This is a genomic window from Variovorax sp. GW821-FHT09D07 (assembly GCF_059416345.1).
The window spans coordinates 142,688-161,444 of the sequence record NZ_JBWKOY010000006.1; the positions used below are offsets into that span (position 1 = coordinate 142,688).

At 70.6% G+C, this 18,757-nt stretch carries 18 protein-coding genes; 16 read left to right on the forward strand and 2 right to left on the reverse strand.

Annotation, left to right across the window (positions count from 1 at the left end; all coding sequences use genetic code 11):
* Positions 1-3: 3 nt before the first annotated feature.
* The 5 genes from AC07OX_RS21885 to AC07OX_RS21905 all read left to right on the forward strand — a co-directional run bounded on the left by AC07OX_RS21885 (position 4) and on the right by AC07OX_RS21905 (position 5,739).
* Positions 4-1,416: an enoyl-CoA hydratase-related protein gene (locus AC07OX_RS21885; protein WP_495262421.1), complete on the forward strand. Its 1,413-nt coding sequence runs from the start codon at positions 4-6 to the stop codon at positions 1,414-1,416.
* Complete coding sequence (locus tag AC07OX_RS21890) at positions 1,413-2,240, forward strand: acyl-CoA thioesterase (protein ID WP_495262420.1); 828 nt, start codon at positions 1,413-1,415, stop codon at positions 2,238-2,240. The genes AC07OX_RS21885 and AC07OX_RS21890 overlap by 4 nt, the downstream gene beginning before the upstream one ends.
* Positions 2,237-2,653, forward strand: coding sequence for an EthD domain-containing protein (locus tag AC07OX_RS21895; protein ID WP_095947981.1), 417 nt, complete (start codon positions 2,237-2,239; stop codon positions 2,651-2,653). The genes AC07OX_RS21890 and AC07OX_RS21895 overlap by 4 nt, the downstream gene beginning before the upstream one ends.
* An 89-nt stretch (positions 2,654-2,742) precedes the next feature.
* A complete protein-coding gene (fadB, locus tag AC07OX_RS21900) occupies positions 2,743-4,893 on the forward strand; it encodes a fatty acid oxidation complex subunit alpha FadB (RefSeq protein WP_495262419.1) in 2,151 nt (716 codons plus the stop codon).
* 63 nt (positions 4,894-4,956) lie between these two features.
* Positions 4,957-5,739, forward strand: a complete 783-nt coding sequence (locus AC07OX_RS21905) for an SDR family NAD(P)-dependent oxidoreductase (protein ID WP_062478161.1) — start codon at positions 4,957-4,959, stop codon at positions 5,737-5,739.
* 21 nt (positions 5,740-5,760) lie between these two features.
* Here the strand turns inward: AC07OX_RS21905 and AC07OX_RS21910 are convergent, their stop codons facing one another.
* Complete coding sequence (locus tag AC07OX_RS21910; protein ID WP_495262418.1) at positions 5,761-6,552, reverse strand: enoyl-CoA hydratase; 792 nt, start codon at positions 6,550-6,552, stop codon at positions 5,761-5,763.
* Between the two features lie 167 nt (positions 6,553-6,719).
* On the opposite strand from AC07OX_RS21910, the gene AC07OX_RS21915 reads away from it, so the two are divergent.
* On the forward strand, positions 6,720-7,877 hold the full coding sequence (locus AC07OX_RS21915; RefSeq protein ID WP_495262417.1) for an acyl-CoA dehydrogenase family protein: 1,158 nt from the start codon (positions 6,720-6,722) through the stop codon (positions 7,875-7,877).
* 21 nt (positions 7,878-7,898) lie between these two features.
* Here AC07OX_RS21915 and AC07OX_RS21920 read toward each other — a convergent pair whose 3' ends face one another.
* A complete protein-coding gene (locus tag AC07OX_RS21920; protein ID WP_221937705.1) occupies positions 7,899-8,372 on the reverse strand; it encodes a MarR family winged helix-turn-helix transcriptional regulator in 474 nt (157 codons plus the stop codon).
* Positions 8,373-8,543: 171 nt separating this feature from the next.
* On the opposite strand from AC07OX_RS21920, the gene badH reads away from it, so the two are divergent.
* From badH to AC07OX_RS21970, 10 genes are all read left to right on the forward strand, one after another.
* A complete protein-coding gene (badH, locus tag AC07OX_RS21925) occupies positions 8,544-9,311 on the forward strand; it encodes a 2-hydroxycyclohexanecarboxyl-CoA dehydrogenase (RefSeq protein ID WP_056577609.1) in 768 nt (255 codons plus the stop codon).
* Positions 9,312-9,345: 34 nt separating this feature from the next.
* Positions 9,346-10,137 carry a 2-ketocyclohexanecarboxyl-CoA hydrolase gene (badI, locus tag AC07OX_RS21930; protein WP_095947987.1) on the forward strand — a complete coding sequence of 264 codons (792 nt, stop codon included), beginning with the start codon at positions 9,346-9,348 and terminating at the stop codon, positions 10,135-10,137.
* Positions 10,138-10,156: 19 nt separating this feature from the next.
* On the forward strand, positions 10,157-11,308 hold the full coding sequence (aliB, locus tag AC07OX_RS21935) for a cyclohexanecarboxyl-CoA dehydrogenase (protein ID WP_095746838.1): 1,152 nt from the start codon (positions 10,157-10,159) through the stop codon (positions 11,306-11,308).
* 50 nt (positions 11,309-11,358) lie between these two features.
* A complete protein-coding gene (gene aliA / locus AC07OX_RS21940) occupies positions 11,359-13,029 on the forward strand; it encodes a cyclohexanecarboxylate-CoA ligase (RefSeq protein WP_495262416.1) in 1,671 nt (556 codons plus the stop codon).
* A 42-nt stretch (positions 13,030-13,071) separates the two neighbouring features.
* Positions 13,072-14,091: a Bug family tripartite tricarboxylate transporter substrate binding protein gene (locus tag AC07OX_RS21945; RefSeq protein ID WP_495262415.1), complete on the forward strand. Its 1,020-nt coding sequence runs from the start codon at positions 13,072-13,074 to the stop codon at positions 14,089-14,091.
* Between the two features lie 10 nt (positions 14,092-14,101).
* Entirely contained in the window at positions 14,102-14,878 is a 777-nt protein-coding gene (locus tag AC07OX_RS21950; protein ID WP_495262464.1) for an enoyl-CoA hydratase-related protein, read from the forward strand.
* Positions 14,879-14,990: 112 nt separating this feature from the next.
* On the forward strand, positions 14,991-16,169 hold the full coding sequence (locus AC07OX_RS21955) for an acetyl-CoA C-acetyltransferase (RefSeq protein ID WP_095746834.1): 1,179 nt from the start codon (positions 14,991-14,993) through the stop codon (positions 16,167-16,169).
* 152 nt (positions 16,170-16,321) lie between these two features.
* Positions 16,322-17,140 (forward strand): ABC transporter ATP-binding protein, encoded by an 819-nt coding sequence (locus AC07OX_RS21960; RefSeq protein WP_062478152.1) that lies wholly within the window; start codon positions 16,322-16,324, stop codon positions 17,138-17,140.
* Positions 17,137-17,856: an ABC transporter ATP-binding protein gene (locus tag AC07OX_RS21965; RefSeq protein ID WP_139704363.1), complete on the forward strand. Its 720-nt coding sequence runs from the start codon at positions 17,137-17,139 to the stop codon at positions 17,854-17,856. Before AC07OX_RS21960 ends, AC07OX_RS21965 begins: the two co-directional genes overlap by 4 nt.
* Positions 17,857-17,869: 13 nt before the next feature.
* Positions 17,870-18,742 carry a branched-chain amino acid ABC transporter permease gene (locus AC07OX_RS21970; protein ID WP_056577629.1) on the forward strand — a complete coding sequence of 291 codons (873 nt, stop codon included), beginning with the start codon at positions 17,870-17,872 and terminating at the stop codon, positions 18,740-18,742.
* The last annotated feature ends 15 nt before the right edge of the window (positions 18,743-18,757 follow it).

The window sequence follows — 18,757 nt, forward strand, 5'->3', positions numbered from 1 at the left end:
CCTATGCCTTCCCACATCCGATTCGAGGTCGATGCCGACGGCGTCGCGCTCCTCACCCTCGACGTGCCCGAGCGGCCGATGAACGTGTTCACGCCCGGCTTCACGGCCGACCTGCGCGAGGCCGTGGCGCAGATCGCGCAGCGCGCCGACGTGCGCGGTGCGGTCATCACCTCGGGCAAGGCCAGCGGCTTCATGGCCGGGGCCGACCTGAAGGACCTCGTGGGCTTTCACGCCACGGGCGGTGGCGCGGCCGAGGCCATCGAGGCGATCGCGCCCGGCGGGCGCGCGCTGCGAGAGCTGGAGCGCTGCGGCAAGCCCGTGGCGGCGGCCATCAACGGCGTGGCGCTGGGCGGCGGGTTCGAGCTCGCGCTGGCCTGCCATTACCGCGTGCTGCTCGACGAGCCGCGCGCGGTGGTCGGGCTGCCCGAGGTCACGGTCGGCCTGCTGCCCGTGGGCGGTGGCACGCAGCGGCTGCCGCGCCGCATCGGCATTGCGCGCGCGCTGCCGCTGCTGCTGTCGGGCCGGCATGTGGCGCCGGCCGAGGCGCAGGCGCTGGGCATGGTCGATGCGCTCGCGCCGGCCGACCAGCTCGTGGCCGTGGCCCGTCGCTGGGTGCTCGACCACCCCGACGCCGGCCAGCAGCCGTGGGACGTGAAGGGCTTCCAGGTGCCGGGCGGCGTGGGCGCGCTGGCACCGCATGCGGGCGCGAGCTTCGGCGCCACGCTGGCGCAGGTGCGGCGTGACACGCACGACCAGCTGCCGGCGCCGCTGGCCATCCTGTCGGCCGTGTACGAAGGCACGCAGCTGCCGATGGACGCGGGCCTGGCGGTCGAGGCGCAGTGCTTCGGACCCCTGCTGGCCGGCCCGGTGGCGCGCAACCTGATGCGCACGCTGTTCGTGAACCGGGGCGCGGCGCTGCGGCGCAAGGGCGACTTGAGTGCGGTCAACGCTGCATATGTCGAACGGCTGCGGCAGCTGTACCGCAGTGAAGGTGCGGCGCTGTTGAGTGAAGGTGTGTCGCCCGCGCTGATCGCGAACGCAGCGCGGCAGGCCGGGCTGGGCGAGAGTCCGCTGACGGCCGATGCAACGGCGGAACAAGCCGCCGCATCGCAACCCGACGCACGCGCCGTCGGCGAACGCCTGCTGTCGCTGCTCGCGCTCGAAGCGGCGCGCTGCCTCGAAGAAGGCGTGCTGAAGCAGCCGGTCGAGGCCGACCTCGGCGCGGTGCTCGCGCTGGGCTATCCCGACTGGACCGGCGGCACGCTCTCGTACATCGAGACCGTCGGCCTCTCGGCCTTCGTCGCGCGCTGCGATGCACTCGCACAGCGCCACGGCGAGCGCTTCAAGCCCACGGCCGCACTGCGCCAGCGCGCGCAATCGAACACGCCGTTCTATTCCACGGAGCACGCCGCGTGAGCCCAGGCCGCGCGCAAGCGCTGCAGTCGCTGGTCGCGCAGCTGCAGCTCGAACAGCTCGAGAAAAACCTGTTTCGCGGCACCAGCACCGACATCGGCGCGCCCGCCGTCTTCGGCGGCCAGGTGCTCGGGCAGGCGCTGATGGCGGCGGCCCGCACGGTCGACGGACATGCGGCGCATTCGCTGCACGGCTACTTCCTGCGCGCGGGCGACAAGGCCGCGCCCATCGTCTACGACGTCGACCGCATCCGCGACGGCGCGAGCTTCACCACGCGGCGCGTGGTCGCCATCCAGCATGGCGAGCCGATCTTCCACATGTCGGCCTCGTTCCACCGGCGCGAAGAGGGTGTGTCGCACCAGTGCGCCATGCCCGAGGCGCCGCCGCCCGAAGACCTCACGCCGCGCGCCGGCCCGCGCGTGCGCGTCGAGGGGCCGATCGAGTTCCGCTACGTCGACCCGCGCGATCCGGTCACGGCCGGCCCGCGCCCGCCGCACAGCCAGCTCTGGCTGCGCACCGCCGACGCGCTGCCCGACGACCCGCTGCTGCACCAGGCCATGCTGGCCTACGCCTCCGACTACAGCTTCATGGGCGTGGCGATGCAGCCGCACGGCCTGGCGTTTCAGCAACCCGGCGTGCAGGGCGTGAGCCTGGACCACGCGATGTGGTTCCACCGCGATTTCCGCTGCGACGACTGGCTGCTGTACGACGCCGATTCGCCCTCGGCCGAGCATGCGCGCGGCTTCTGCCGCGGCGCGCTGTTCGACCGCGCCGGCCGGCTCGTGGCCTCGGTCGCGCAGGAAGGCCTGATCCGGGTGCGCCGATGATCAAGCTCGTCTTCTGCCTGCGGCGGCTGCCGCACCTGGACCGCGCGCAGTTCCAGCACCACTGGCGCCATGTGCACGCACCGCTCGTCGCTGAACGTGCCGAGGTGCTGGGCCTGCGCCGCTACGTGCAGTCGCACACGCTCGACGACGCGCTGGTGCAGCCGCTGGCCGTGCCGCGCGGCAGCCCCGCGCCCTTCGACGGCGTGGCCGAGCTGTGGTGGGACAGCCTCGAGGCGCGCACCGGCGCACGGCGCGAGGAAGCCCGCCGCGCGAGCGCCGAGCTGCTCGCGGACGAGCGCCGCTTCATCGACCTGGCCGCCTCGCCGATCTTCTTCACCGACGAGTTCGCCGTGGTCGGCGACCCCGCCGCCGAGGCGGTGCGCGACTACCTGCAGGCACGCGGCCGCCTGTAATCGTCGCTTCGGACGATGCCTGTGCGCAGGGCGCGTCCCTAAACTTTTTCCCACAGGCTGGCGTGTCGCCGGCCGCGAGGAGACCCCCTTTGTTCCAAGGCGAAAGTATCGAAGTCCTGCCGTTGCAGGACGGTCTGGTGGAGCTGCGCTTCGACCGGCGCGGCGAGGCCATCAACAAGCTCGACGCGCGCACCGTCGACGAGTTCCGCCAGGCCACCGAGCGCATCGCGGCCTCGCCCGATGTGCGCGGCGTGCTCGTGACGAGCGCGAAAGACGTGTTCATCGTCGGTGCCGACATCACCGAGTTCGGCGCCACCTTCCAGCAGGCCGAGGCCGACATTGCGCGCGGCGTGCGCGCCAGCAACGAGCTGTTCAACGCCTTCGAGGACCTGGCCGTGCCCAGCGTGGTCGCCATCAACGGCTTCGCGCTCGGCGGCGGGCTGGAGCTGGCGATGCTCGCGCCGCTGCGCGTGATGGCCGACACGGCGCAGGTCGGCGTGCCCGAGGTGAAGCTCGGGCTGTTCCCCGGCTTCGGCGGCACGGTGCGGCTGTCGCGCCTGGCCGGCCTGGCCACGGCCATCGACTGGGTGGCGAGCGGCAAGCCGGCCAAGGCGCCGGCCGCGCTGGCCGCGGGCGTGACCGACGAGGTCGCCGCGCCCGAGGCCCTGCGCGAGCGCGCGCTCGCGCTGTTGCAGCGCGCGGTGCGCGGCGAGATCGATTGGCAGGCGGCGCAGCAGCGCAAGCGCGCGCCGCTGGCGCTGTCGAAGCAAGAGGCCGGTGCGCTGGCCGAGACCGCGCGCACGCAGGTGGCGGCGCGCAGCGGCAAGCACCAGCCCGCAGCCCTCATCGCGCTCGAGATGATGGCCGAGGCCGCAGGCCGCGACCGCGCGGGCGCGCTCGACCTCGAGTCGGCTGCCTTCGGCCGCGTCGCGAAGACGCAGGCCGCCGCCTCGCTGGTGCAGGCCTTCCTCAACGACCAGGCGCTCAAGAAGCTCTACAAGCGCCACGCGCGCGAAGGCCGTCCGGTGAAGCAGGCGGCCGTGCTCGGCGCCGGCATCATGGGTGGTGGCATCGCCTACACCAGCGCGCTGCGCGGCACGCCGGTGCGCATGAAGGACATCGCGCAGCCGCAGCTCGACCTGGGCATGGCCGAGGCCGGCAAGCAGCTGGCCAAGCAGGTGAAGAACGGCCGGCTCGGGCAGGCCAAGGCCGACGCCATTCAAGCGTCGATCGTGCCGCAGCTCGACGAGGCCGGCTTCGACACGGTGGACTGCGTGGTCGAGGCCGTGGTCGAGAACCTCGAGGTCAAGCGCAAGGTGCTGGCCGCGCTGGAGCACAGCGTGAAGCCCGGCACCGTGATCGCCTCGAACACCTCGAGCCTGCGCATCGACGACATCGCCCAGCCGCTCGCGCGGCCCGAGGACTTTGTCGGCATGCACTTCTTCAACCCCGTGCCGGTGATGCAGCTGGTGGAAGTGATCCAGGGCGCGAAGACCAGCAATGCTGCCGTGTCCACCGCCGTGGGCTATGCCGTGACCATGGGCAAGACGCCCATCGTGGTGAAGGACTGCCCGGGCTTCCTGGTCAACCGCACCCTCACGCCGTACATCAACGCCTTCGTGCAGCTGGTGGCCGATGGCGCCGACTTCGAGGCGGTCGACCGCGCGATGGAAGCCTTCGGCTGGCCCATGGGCCCGGCCTACCTGCAGGACGTGGTGGGCATGGACGTGGGCGCGCACGTGGGCGATGTGATCGCCGCGGGCTACCCGCAGCGCATGCCGGCCCTCGAACGCAATGCCGTGAAGCTCATGGTGGCGAACAAGCGCTACGGCCAGAAGAACGGCGCCGGCTTCTACCGCTACGAGAACGACCCCACGGGCCGCCCGCGCAAGTCGGCCGCGCCCGAGGCGCATGCGCTGGTCGCCACGCTGCAGCCGCAAGGGCGGCGCGATTTCGCGGACACGGAGATCGTCGAACGCATGATGCTGCCGATGGTGGTCGAGGCTGCGCACGCGCTCGAAGACGGCGTGGTCGCCACGCCGGCCGAGCTCGACATGGCGCTGCTGCTCGGCGTGGGCTTTCCGGCCTATGCGGGCGGCGCACTCAAGTACGCCGACTGGCTGGGGCTGGACCGCGTGGTCGCGCTGTGCGACAAACATGCGGCGCTCGGCGCGCCGTATGTGCCCACGGCGCGCATGCGCGAGATGGCGGCGCGCAAGTTGCGCTACTACCCGGTCTGAACGGCAGGCGTTTTCGGTTTTCTTTCTTTCTTCCTTTCTCTCTCTATCCAAGGACAACAAGAGATGCAACTCGATTCCAGCATTGCCGCCGTCGTCACGGGCGGCGCCTCGGGCCTGGGGGCCGCCACCGCGCGCCGCCTGGCCAGCCACGGCGTGAAGGTCGCGCTGTTCGACCTCAACGTGGAGCAGGGCGAGGCCCTGGCCAAGGAGCTGGGCGGCGTGTTCTGCAAGGTCGATGTCACGTCGGAAGAGCAGGTCGACGCGGCCTTCGCCAAGGCGCGCGCCGCACATGGGCAAGAGCGCGTGCTGGTCAACTGCGCCGGCACCGGCAACGCGGTGAAGACCGCGAGCCGCGACAAGGCCTCGGGCGAGATCAAGCACTTTCCGCTCGCCAACTTCGACCGCATCATCCAGATCAACCTCGTGGGCACCTTCCGCTGCATCGCCAAGTCGGCGGCCGGCATGCTCACGCTCGACGCGCTGGAAGACGGCGAGCGCGGTGCCATCGTCAACACCGCCTCGGTCGCCGCGCAAGACGGCCAGATGGGCCAGGCCGCCTACACCGCCTCGAAGGCTGGCGTGGTCGGCATGACGCTGCCCATCGCGCGCGACCTCATGGGCGAGGGCATCCGCGTGAACACCATCCTGCCGGGCATCTTCAACACGCCGCTGCTGCAGGGCGCACCCGACAACGTGAAGGCCGCGCTGGCCGCCTCGGTGCCGTTCCCCAAGCGCCTGGGCAACCCGGCCGAGTACGCGACGCTGGCCGAGCTGATGATCACCAACGGCTACTTCAATGGCGAGAGCGTGCGGCTGGACGGCGCGATCCGGATGGCGCCGCGCTGAGGCCGGGGCGAAGGGCCGTCGTCAGCCCTTCTGCGCACGTCCGCGCGCCTGCACCGCCTCGCGCCGCGCGCGCAGCACCTCGGGCGTGAGCGACGCGGCCCAGTCGCGCGTGGCGGCCTGCTCCAGCGCCATGCCTTCGGCAAAGCTGCGCGCATGGCCGTCGTCGATCAGGCGCTTGTAGACCGGCAGCATCTCGGGCAGTGCGCTCGCGATGTCGGCGGCCAGGGCCAGCGCTTCGGGCATTAGTTGCCCGGGCGTGGTCACGCGGTTGACCAGCCCCCAGCGCTCGGCCTGCTCGGCACCGACGAAGTTGCCGCTGAAGGCCATTTCCTTCGCGCGCGCGATGCCGATGAGCCGCGACAGCCGCTGCGACAGCCCCCAGCCCGGGATCACACCGATGCGCGCGTGGGTGTCGGCAAAGCGCGCCTCGCTCGACGCGATCAGCAGGTCGCAGGCCAGCGCCACCTCGAGGCCGCCGGTGATGGCCGCGCCGTTCACGGCGCCGATCACCGGGCGCGGAAAGTTCGCGAGCGCGGTGGCCACGTCGGTGCCGGCGTCGCCGGTGATGGCGCCCGGGTCGATCTCGCGCAGGTCCAGGCCGGCGCAGAAGGCGCGGCCCGCGCCGGTGAGGATCAGCACGCGCACGCTGTCGTCCTGCGCGAGCGTGTCGAGCGTGCGCACCAGCGCGCGCCGCAGCGCGAGCGACAGGGCGTTCATGGCCTGCGGGCGGTTCAGCGTGAGGCAGGCGCAGCCGTCCTGCGGACGGGTGAGCAGGAGGATGTTGTCGTCGTTGTTGGTTGCAGCTGTGTTCATGGCGTGTCAGTGTTGGGCGCAGGCCGGGCCGCGGCATCGTCGGAACGGACGAATCCGGCAGGCTTGTCCCGCTCACGACTCGAAACCCGTGCCCGCGTCGGCACCATGCGCCGCATTGTCTTCAATCCGTCCTTGAATCCACTGAGAGAAAGAAGGAGCGTCCCACCATGGACTTCAGCCTCACCCCGGCCCAGCTCGACCTGCAGGAACGAACGCGCCGCTTCATCGCCGAGGAGGTGATTCCGCTCGAATTCGACCCCCGGCAGGATTCGCACGGCCCCGCCGAGGCGCTGCGCGACGAGCTGGTGGCGCGCGCACGCCGCGCCGGCCTGCTCACGCCGCATGCGTCGAAGGAGCACGGCGGGCTGGGCCTGTCGCATGTCGACAAGGCCATCGTGTTCGAGGAGGCGGGCTACTCGCCGCTCGGCCCGGTGGCCCTCAACATCCACGCGCCCGACGAAGGCAACGTGCACCTGATGGAGGTGGTGGCCACGCCGGCGCAGAAGGCGCGCTGGCTGCAGCCGCTCATCGACGGCCACGTGCGCTCGTGCTTCTGCATGACCGAGCCGCCGCCCGGTGCCGGCTCCGACCCGTCGATGATGCAGACCGTGGCCGTGCGCGACGGCGACCACTACGTGATCACCGGGCGCAAGTGGTTCATCACCGGCGCCACCGGCGCGGGCTTCGCGATCATCATGGCGCGCATGGAAGACGGCTCGTCGACCATGTTCCTGGCCGACATGGACCAGCCCGAAATCGTGATCGAACGGCAGATCGACGCGCTCGACAGCTGCTTCACCGGCGGCCACGGCGTGGTGCGCTTCGACGGCCTGCGCGTGCCGGCCACCGACGTGCTGGGCGCCATCGGCGAGGGCTTTCGCTACGCGCAGGTGCGGCTCGCGCCCGCGCGCCTCACGCACTGCATGCGCTGGCTCGGCGCCGCGCGCCGCGTGCACGAGCTCGCCGCCGACTACGCCCGCCGCCGCCAGGCCTTCGGCCATGCGCTGGTGGAGCACGAGGGCGTGGGCTTCATGCTGGCCGACAACGAGATGGACCTGCACGTCTCGCGCCTGACCATCTGGCATTGCGCGTGGGTGCTCGACCAGGGCGGCAAGGGCCGCCACGAGTCGAGCGTGGCCAAGGTGCTGTGCTCGGAGGCCGAGTGGCGCGTGGTCGACCGCTCGGTGCAGATCCTGGGCGCGAGCGGCGTGTCGGACGAGACCGTGGCCGCGCGCATCTTCCGCGACATGCGGGCCTTCCGGATCTATGACGGCCCGTCGGAGGTGCACCGCTGGAGCATGGCCAAGCGCCTGGCCAAGGCCTGATTCAGGCCGCGGGGGCCGGCGTCATTCCGCCGGCTCTTCCGCGCCCCCCTGCGCATCGTCCACCCGCTGCATGTTGTCGAGCAGCTTCAGCAGGTAGTGCAGGGTGTGCGTGACGTCGTTCACCGAGAACCCGTCCAGCACCTGCTCGTAGTAGGCGTAGATCTTCGGCTGCGCTTCCACCTTCCACACGTGTTGCCCCGACCCGGTCATCGTGACCAGCCGTGACCGCCGGTCGCGGCTGTCGGGCGCGGTCGTCACGTGCCCGTCGCGCTCCATGCGGCTGACCAGGCCCGACAGGTTCTGGCGGCTGACCTTCAGGTAGCGCGCCAGGTCCCCCACGCTCATTCCCCCCTCGGCCTCGTCGCGCGACAGCGCGCCGAGCACGGCCCATTGCTGCGTCGTCAGTCCCTCGGCCTCGACCGCGCGGCTGCCGGTTTTATGCAACATGTTTGCACATTGATAGAGACGGAAGAACACCCGGTTGGCCAGCGCCATGCGTGCTGCGTCGGTGTTTTCACTAGTGTTTGGCATGTTTTTTCTTTCGGAAAGGCTTGCGCGACGCCACGGCAGCATCTCATAATACGTCAACGTATTTACGTAAATGCCTCAAAAGCGGCGCCCAACGGCCCAACGATATAGCAAGCCCTCGCACCCCAGGAGAACCAGATGCAGCGATTTCAGGACAAGACAGTGATCGTCACCGGCGGCGGTGGCGGCATCGGCGGCGCCACCAGCCGCCGTTTCGCCCAGGACGGCGCCCGCGTGGCGGTGTTCGACATGAACCTCGAGGCCGCCGAAGCGGTGGCCGCGCAGATCCGCGCCGACGGCGGCCAGGCGCAGGCCTTCCGCTGCGACATCACCGATCGCCCCGGCGTGGACGCGGCTGTGGCCGCCGTGGTGGAACGCTTCGGCCCGGTCGACGTGCTGGTCAACAACGCCGGCTGGGACGTGTTCAAGCCCTTCACCAAGACCGAGCCCGCGCAGTGGGACAAGCTCATCGCCATCAACCTCACCGGCGCGCTGCACATGCACCACGCCGTGCTGCCCGGCATGGCCGCGCGCAAGGCGGGGCGCATCGTCAACATCGCTTCCGACGCGGCGCGCGTGGGCTCCTCGGGCGAGGCGGTGTACGCGGCCTGCAAGGGTGGGCTGGTGGCGTTCTCCAAGACCATCGCCCGCGAGCACGCGCGCCACGGCATCACCGTGAACGTCGTGTGCCCCGGCCCCACCGACACCGCGCTGTTCGCCGAATACAAGGAAGGCGCGGGCAACCCCGAGAAGCTCATGGAGGCCTTCACGCGCTCCATTCCGCTGGGCCGCATCGGCCAGCCGAACGACCTGCCGGGCGCCATTCTTTTCTTCGCCAGCGACGACGCGGCCTTCGTGACCGGGCAGGTGCTCAGCGTCTCGGGCGGCCTGACGATGAACGGCTGACCCCCACACACCCGACACCTTTCAGGAGACCCCCATGGCATCCCCCGACTTCGAAGACATCCTTTACGACGTGCGCAACGGCGTGGCGTGGATCACCATCAACCGCCCCGAGAAGATGAACGCCTTCCGTGGCCAGACCTGCGACGAGATCATCCGCGCGCTCAACCGCGCGGGCTATGACCGCGGCGTGGGCGCCATCGTGCTGGCCGGCGCCGGCGAGAAGGCCTTCTGCACCGGCGGCGACCAGTCGGCCCACAACGGCAACTACGACGGGCGCGGCACCATCGGCCTGCCGATGGAAGAGCTGCACGACGCCATCCGCAACGTGCCCAAGCCCGTCATCGCGCGCGTGCAGGGCTTTGCCATCGGCGGCGGCAACGTGCTGTGCACCATCTGCGACCTGACCATCGCGTCCGAGAAGGCCGTGTTCGGCCAGGTCGGTCCGAAGATGGGCTCGGTCGATCCGGGCTACGGCACCGCCTTCCTGGCCCGCGTGGTCGGCGAGAAGAAGGCGCGTGAGATCTGGTACCTCAACCGCCGCTACAGCGGCGCCGAGGCCGTGGCCATGGGCCTGGCCAACGCCGTCGTGCCGCACGAGCAGCTCGACGCCGAGGTGCAGAAATGGGCCGAGGAAATCTGCGAGCGCAGCCCCACCGCGCTGGCCATCGCCAAGCGCAGCTTCAACGCCGACACGGCGCACCAGGCCGGCATCGCGGGCCTGGGCATGTACGCGCTCAAGCTGTACTACGACACCGAAGAGTCGCGCGAGGGCGTCGCGGCCCTGCAGGAACGGCGCAAGCCCGAGTTCCGCAAGTACGCCAAGTAGCCGCAGCAGGACCACCGCGATGAACCCGTACATCGACGACGACCTGGCGACGCTGGCCGAGCATGCGCGCCGCTTCGCCACCGGGCGCGTGGCGCCCGGCTTCCTGGAGCGCGATGCCACGCGCGTGCTCGACCGCGCGCTGATGCGCGAGATGGGCGAGATGGGCTTCATCGCGCCCGAGCTGCCCGAGGCCCACGGCGGCCAGGGCCTGGGCTGCCTGGCGGCCGGCGTGATCCACGAAGAGATCGCCCGCGCCGACCTGAGCCTGAGCTACATCAACCTGCTGGCCTCGCTCAACGGGCAGATCCTGTGCGAGCACGGCCGGCCCGAGGTGGTGGCGCCGTGGCTGGCCAAGCTCACGCAGGGCGAGGCGCTGTTCGCCATTGCGCTGACCGAGCCGCGCGGCGGCTCCGACGCCGCCAACCTGCGCCTGCGCGTGGAGCGCGTGGGCGATCACTACGTGCTCAACGGCGAGAAGACCTCCATCTCGGCCGCCGACCAGGCCGACGCGGCCGTGGTGTTCGGCCGCACCGGCAGCATCGAGTCGGCCGCCCACGGCGTGACCGCACTGCTGGTGCCGATGGACCTGCCCGGCGTCACGCGCAACCGCTTCGACTGCCACGGCCAGCGCGCCATCGGGCGCGGCTCGCTGTTCTTCGAGAACGTGCGCGTGCCCGTCGACCACCGGCTGGGCGAAGAGAACAAGGGCTTCGTGCAGGTCATGCAGGGCTTCGACTTCTCGCGCGCGCTCATCGGGCTGCAGGTGTTGGCTGTGGCACGCGTGGCGCTGGAAGAAACCTGGGAGTACGTCGCGCAGCGCGAGGCCTTCGGCAAGCCACTGTCGGCGTTCCAGGGCGTGTCGCATCCGCTGGCCGACTTCGACACGCAGATCGAGGCTGCGCGCCTGCTGTGCCTGCAGACCCTGTGGCTCAAGGACAAGGGCGCACCGCACACCGCCGAGGCCGCCATGTGCAAGTGGTGGGGCCCCAAGCTGGCCTACGACGCCATCCACCAGTGCCTGCTGATGTTCGGCCACGGCGGCTACGACCGCGGGCCGATGGAGCAGCGCCTGCGCGACGTGCTGGGCTTCCAGATCGGCGACGGCACGGCCCAGATCATGAAGACCATCGTCGCCCGCACGCGCGCCGGGCGCTCGGCGGTGCCGGCGTAGTCGGCGGTTCCTGGCTTTCCGGTTCGCACAACAAGAGGAGACAAGACATCATGGAATTCGACGCCGTACTGCTGCCCCCGCGCCGCACGCGCATGGTGGCCCAGGGCCTGTGGCACGACCGCACCATCAACGACGCGCTCGACGCCTGCATCGCCGCCTGCCCCGACAAGGTGGCGCTCACCGCGGTGCGCGTGAAGGACGGGGAGGGCGAGGCCGCCACCGTGCGCTTCACCTACCGCGAGCTGGGCCGCATGGCCGACCGCATCGCCGTCGGCCTGGCGCGGCTGGGCGTGGGCCGCAACGACGTGGTGGCCTGCCAGCTGCCCAACTGGTGGGAGTTCACGCTGACCTACCTGGCCTGCTCGCGCATCGGCGCGGTGATGAACCCGCTGATGCACATCTTCCGCGAGCGCGAGCTGTCGTTCATGCTGCGGCATGGCGCGGCCAAGGTGCTGATCGTGCCGGCGCGCTTCCGGGGCTTCGACTTCGAGCAGATGGCCACGGGCTTGCAGGCCGGCCTGCCCGACCTGGCGCAGGTGGTGGTGGTCGGCGGCAGCGGCGCGAACAGCTTCGAGGCGCTGCTGGCCGGCCCCGCATGGGAGCAGGAGCCCGACGCCGCGCAGATCCTGCAGCAGCACCGGCCCGGCCCCGACGACGTGACCCAGCTCATCTACACCTCGGGCACCACCGGCGAGCCCAAGGGCGTGATGCACTCGGCCAACACCACCATGGCCAACATCGTGCCCTACGCGCAGCGCCTGGGCCTGGGCGCCGGCGACGTGGTGCTCATGGCCTCGCCCATGGCGCACCAGACCGGCTTCATGTACGGGCTCATGATGCCCATCGTGCTGCAGGCCTCGGTCGTGCTGCAGGACATCTGGGAGCCGAAGCAGGCCATCGCGTCGATCAACGCCGAGGGCGTGAGCTTCACCATGGCGTCCACGCCCTTTCTCTCCGACCTGTCGAAGACCGTGGCCGAGTCGGGCACGGCGGTGCCCACGCTGCGCGCCTTTCTCTGCGCCGGTGCGCCCATTCCGGGCGCGCTGGTCGAGCAGGCGCGCCAGGCGCTGGGCGCCAAGATCGTGTCGGCCTGGGGCATGACGGAGAACGGCGCCGTCACGCTCACGCGGCTGGACGACGACGACGAGCGTTCCATCCACACCGACGGCTGCCCGCTGCCCGGCGTGGAGCTCAAGGTGGTCGACGTCGACGGCCTCGCGCTGCCGGCGGGCGAGGTCGGCAAGCTGCTGCTGCGCGCCTGCTCCAACTTCGGCGGCTACCTGCAGCGCCCGCAGCTCAACGGCACCGACGCGGCCGACTGGTTCGACACCGGCGACCTCGCGCGCATCGACGAGCGCGGCTATGTGCGCATCGCCGGGCGCACCAAGGACGTGATCATTCGCGGCGGCGAGAACATCCCCGTGGTCGAGATCGAGTCGCTGCTGTACCGCCACCCCGACGTCGCCATGGCCGCCGTGGTCGCCTACCCCGACGAGCGCCTGGGTGAGCGCGCCTGCGCGGTGGTGGTGCCCAGGCCGGGGCGGCAGGTCGACCTGGCGTCGATCGTCGCCTTCCTCAAGGCCGAGAAGGTGGCGCTGCAGTACATCCCGGAGCGCCTCGTGGTGCGCGAGAGCTTGCCCTCCACGCCCTCCGGAAAGATCCAGAAATTCAAGCTGCGCGACCTGCTGCGCGCGGACGAATCGGGCGCCCCGGCCGCCTGAGCGCACCTGCCGATCCTTTCGACACCACAACGGAGACAACACATGCACAAGAAGCAATTCGCCGCCGGCGTGGGCCGGCGGCTGGGCCGCGCCGTGGCCGCACTGGGTAGCCTCGCGCTCGCCGGCCATGCGGCCTGGGCCCAGGCGCCTGCAACCACACCCGCTGGCGCATGGCCGTCCAAGCCCATCCGCGTGGTCGTCGGCTTTGCGCCCGGCGGCAGCACCGACGTCATGGCGCGCATCCTCGCGCAGTCGCTGTCGGAGTCGCTCGGCCAGACCGTGCTCATCGACAACAAGCCCGGCGCCAGCGGCAACATCTCGGCCGCCGAGGTGGTGCGCGCCGCGCCCGACGGCCACACCTTCCTCATCGCACCGACCTCGGTCGAGACCGCCAACCCCTCGCTCTTCAAGGCGAGCCTGCTGCCCTCGCGCGATCTCACGCCGGTGGCCACGGTCGGGCGCACGCAGATGTACCTCGTCGCCAAGCCGCAGCTGCCCGCGAAGGACGTGCGCGAACTGGTCACGCTGGCGCGGGCCAAGCCCGGCACGCTCTCGTACGCCTCGGCCGGCGCGGGCACGCCGCCGCACCTGGCCTGCGAGCTGTTCAAGCAGGCCACCGGCACGCAGGTCACGCACGTGCCCTATCGCGGCGCGGCGCCCGCGCTGCAGGACGTGCTCTCGGGCCAGGCCGATTTCGTCTGCGACCCCGGCATCGCCTTCCAGCACATCCGCGCCGGCAAGGCCAAGCTGCTGGGCATCGTGAGCGCCAAGCGCTCGCCCTTCTTCCCCGAGGTGCCCACGGTGGGCGAGCAGGGCTTTCCGGGCGCCAACCTCGACATCTGGTTCGGCATGTGGGCACCCAACGGCACGCCGCCCGAGGTGCTGGCCCGCATGAGCGCCGAGCTCGGCAAGGCGCTGGCGCTGCCCGCCGTCAAGTCGCGCTACGGCGACCTGGGCGCCGAGCCCGTGGCCATGAGCACGCCCGAGTTCCGCAAGCTGCTGGCCGACGAAGGTGCCATGCTGTCCGCGCTCATCGCGCGCCAGAAGATCGTGGTGGACTGAGTTCATGACGATGCCCGAGGCCCCCGTGCTCACCCATGTCGACGGCCGCGTCGGCGTGATCACGCTGAACCGCCCGCGCCAGCTCAACGCGCTGGACGACGCGCTCATGGACGCCCTCGGCGCCGCCTTGCTGGCCTTCGATGCCGACGCGGGCATCGGCGCCATCGTCGTCACCGGCGGCGACACCGCCTTCGCCGCCGGCGCCGACATCGCGGCGATGGCCGACTGGGGCTACGCCGACGTGGTGCGCGACGATTTCATCACCCGCAACTGGGAAACCATCCGCCGCGTGCGCAAGCCCGTGATCGCCGCGGTGGCCGGCGTGGCCTACGGCGGCGGCTGCGAGCTGGCGCTGGCCTGCGACATCGTGCTGGCCGCCGAATCGGCGCGCTTCGCGCTGCCCGAGGTCAAGCTCGCCATGTTGCCGGGCGCCGGCGGCACCCAGCGCCTGCCGCGCGCCATCGGCAAGGCCAAGGCGATGGAGATGTGCTTGGCCGCACGCGTGCTCGACGCGGCCGAGGCCGACCGCTGCGGCCTGGTGTCGCGCGTGGTCGCGCCCGAGGCGCTCATGCCCGAGGCCCTGGCGCTGGCCGCGCGCATCGCGGGCTATTCGCTACCAGCGCTGGTGGCGATCAAGGAGTCGGTCAACCGCGCGTGGGAGTCGTCGCTGTCCGAGGGCATCCTGTTCGAGCGGCGCCAGCTGCACGCGCGCTTTGCCACCGAGGATGCGCGCGAGGGCCTGCGCGCCTTCCTGGCGCGGCGCCCGCCCGTGTTCGGCCACCGGTGAGGGGTGGGGCGCCCGGCATGGCGCCCAAAATCGTCGGTTCCGACGACGCTGCGCGGCGGCGTGGCGCCAACAATGCGCAGGACGCGAACCGATCACTCACCGGAGATTTCACATGCCCGAAGCCTATATCGTCGCCGCCGCGCGCACCGCCGGCGGCCGCCGCAACGGCCGCCTTGCCGGATGGCACCCGGCCGACCTGGCCGCCCAGGTGCTCAACGCCCTCGTGGAGCGCACCGACGCCGACCCCGCCCTGATCGAGGACGTCATCATGGGTTGCGTCGGCCAGGCCGGCGAACAGGCCTCCAACGTGGCGCGCAACGCGGTGCTGGCCTCGCGCCTGCCCGAGTCGGTGCCCGCCACCTCGGTCGATCGCCAGTGCGGCTCGTCGCAGCAGGCGCTGCACTTCGCGGCGCAGGCCGTGATGTCGGGCACGATGGACATCGTCATCGCCGCCGGCGTCGAGAGCATGAGCCGCGTGCCCATGGGCCTGCCCACCACGCTGCCGCTGAAGAACAACCTGGGCTTCTACGTGAGCCCGGGCATGGAGAAGCGCTACCCCGGCATCCAGTTCAGCCAGTTCACGGGCGCCGAGATGATCGCGCGCAACTACGGCATCGAGAAAGACGCGCTCGACCGCTACGCGCTCGAAAGCCACCACCGCGCCATCGCCGCCACCAAGGCCGGTCACTTCGAGCGTGAGATCGTGCCCGTGGCCGTGCGCATGGCCGACGGCACCGAGACCGGCGAGCTGCACACCACCGACGAGGGCATCCGCTACGACGCCACGCTGGAGAGCATCGCCGGCGTCAAGCTCATCGCCGAAGGCGGGCGCTGCACCGCGGCCACCGCCAGCCAGATCTGCGACGGCGCCAGCGGCCTCATGGTCGTGAACGAGCGCGGCCTGAAGACGCTGGGCGTGAAGCCGCTGGCGCGCATCCACCACATGAGCGTGCTGGGCCACGACCCGGTCATCATGCTCGAGGCCCCGCTGCCCGCCACGCAGCGCGCGCTGCAAAAGGCCGGCATGAAGATCGAGGACATCGACCTGTACGAAGTCAACGAAGCCTTCGCGCCCGTGCCCATCGCCTGGCTCAAGGCACTGGGCGCCGACCCGGCCCGCATCAACGTGAACGGCGGCGCCATTGCGCTGGGCCACCCGCTGGGCGCCTCGGGCACCAAGCTGATGACCACGCTGGTCAACGCCCTGGGCCAGCGCGGCAAGCGCTACGGCCTGCAGACCATGTGCGAAGGCGGCGGCATGGCGAATGTGACCATCATCGAACGGCTGTAGACAGGCACACCCCCAGGCTTGCCCACTTCGTGTGGCCTCCAACCCCCTTGCAGGGGGCAACACCTGCGGCCCGGCAAAGCCGGTTCCGCGGTGTTTCTGGATAAGAGAACGCTGCGGCCATCGACCGCGGCTCCATAAAAAGAGATCGACGCATGATTCATGACACCGATCGCGGAGACAAAGAGAACACCCCCCTGTTGCGCATCGACGCGGTGTCGGTGCGCTTCGGCGGCATCGTGGCGCTCGACGGCGTCTCGTTCGACGTGCGGCGGGGCCAGATCTGCGGCCTCATCGGGCCGAACGGGGCGGGCAAGAGCACGCTGTTCAACTGTCTCTCGCGCCTGTACGAGTGCAGCGCCGGCCGCATCGAGTTCGACGGCCATCCGCTCACGCGCCTGCCGCGTCACCGCATGGCGGGCCTGGGCATCGGGCGCACCTTCCAGAACCTGGCGCTGTTTCGCACGATGACCGTGCGCGACAACGTGCTGGTGGGCTGCCACAGCAAGCACCACGCGGGCTTTCTGCGCAACGCCTTCCGGCTGCCCGGCGTGGCGGCCATCGAGTCGCAGGCGCGGGCGCGGGCCGACCAGCTGATCCACTTTCTCGACCTCGAGGCCGTGGCCGAGCGCGAAGTGGCCGACCTGCCTTTCGGCACGCAAAAGCGCGTCGAGCTGGCACGCGCACTGGCGGCCGAGCCGCAACTGCTGCTGCTCGACGAGCCGGCCTGCGGCCTGAACCACGAAGAACTCGAAAGCCTGGGCACGCTGATCCGCGACATCCGCGACCGCCTGAACGTGACGGTGCTGCTGGTCGAGCACCACATGAGCCTCGTGATGGGCGTGTCGGACAAGGTGGTGGCGCTGAACTTCGGCAAGAAGATCGCCGAGGGCACGCCGGCCGAGGTGCGCGCGCACCCCGAGGTGATCCGCGCCTACCTGGGCGAAGAGGCAGAAGCGGAGGCGATGGCATGACGACCAACATCCTCGAAGTGCGCGGGCTGCATGCGGCGTACGGCCCGACGCGCGTGCTGCAAGGCATCGACCTCGACATTCCCACCGGCCAGGTCGTGGCGCTGCTGGGCGCCAACGGCGCCGGCAAGACCACCACGCTGCGCGCGCTGTGCCAGATGATGGTGAGCACCGAGGGCCGCATCATGCTGGCCGGCCAGCGCATCGACGGCCGCTCCACCGAACAGATCGCCAAGGCCGGCGTGGGCCACGTGCCCGACGGGCGCGGCACCTTCCTGGGCCTCACGACCGAGGAGAACCTGCGGCTGGGCGCCTACGCCCGCGCCAGCAGGGACGGCATCGATGCCGACATGGAGCGCGTGTTCGACTACTTCCCGCGCCTGCGCGAGCGCCGCGCCCAGCAGGCCGGCACGCTGTCGGGCGGCGAGCAGCAGATGCTGGCCATCGGCCGCGCGCTCATGGGCAAGCCGCGCCTGCTGCTGCTCGACGAGCCCTCCTTCGGGCTCGCGCCGCTCATCGTGAAGGACATCTTCTCGATCATGCGGCGCATCAACAAGGAAGAGCGCGTGTCGATCCTGCTAGTGGAGCAGAACGCCAAGCTTGCGCTCGACCTGGCCGACTCGGCCTACCTCCTGGAAACCGGCCGCATCGTGCTCTCGGGCACCGCCGCCGAGATCCGCCGCAACGACGCAGTCCGTAAAGCCTATTTGGGCGAATAGGGGCCTCACACCGATGAACGCATTCCTGCACCAACTGCTGGCGGGCCTGGCCACCGGCGGCATCTACGCCAGCGTTGCGCTGGCGCTGGTGATGATCTACCAGGCCACGCACCACATCAACTTCGCGCAGGGCGAGATGGCGATGTTCTCGACCTTCATCGCCTGGAGCCTCATGCAGGCCGGCCTGCCGTACTGGGCCGCCTTCGTGGCGACCGTGGCGCTGTCCTTCGTGCTCGCGGCCGTGGTGGAGTTCACCGTCATCCGGCCCATGCACGACAAGCCGGCGCTGTCGGTGGTGGTGGTGTTCATCGGCCTGCTGGTGATCTTCCACAGCCTGGCGGGCTGGCTCTTCGGCTACACCATCAAGCAGTTCCCGAGCCCGTTCCCGTCGGACGCGTGGTTCGGCAGCGCCATGATGTCGGCGCACGAGATGGGCGCCATCGGCGTCACGCTGCTGGTGGTGCTGTTGCTGTTCGCGTTCTTCCGCTTCACGCCGCTGGGCCTGGCGATGCGCGCCGCGGCGCAGAACGCGGCCTCGTCGCGGCTGGTGGGCATCAACGTCGGGCGCATGCTGATGCTGGGCTGGGGCCTGGCCGGCGCCATCGGCGCGGTGGCCGGGATGATGGTCGCGCCCGTGGTCTTCCTCGATCCGCACATGATGACCGGCGTGCTGCTCTACGCCTTTGCCGGTGCGCTCATCGGCGGCATCGACAGCCCCGTGGGCGCGGTGCTCGGCGGCTTCATCGTCGGCGTGCTCGAGAACCTCATCGGCACCTACGTGGTGGGCACCGAACTCAAGCTGTCGGTGGCGCTGGTGCTGATCGTCGGCGTGCTCATCGTCAAGCCTTCCGGCCTCATGGGCCGCAAGTTGGTCACCCGGGTCTGATCGCATGAACTCTCC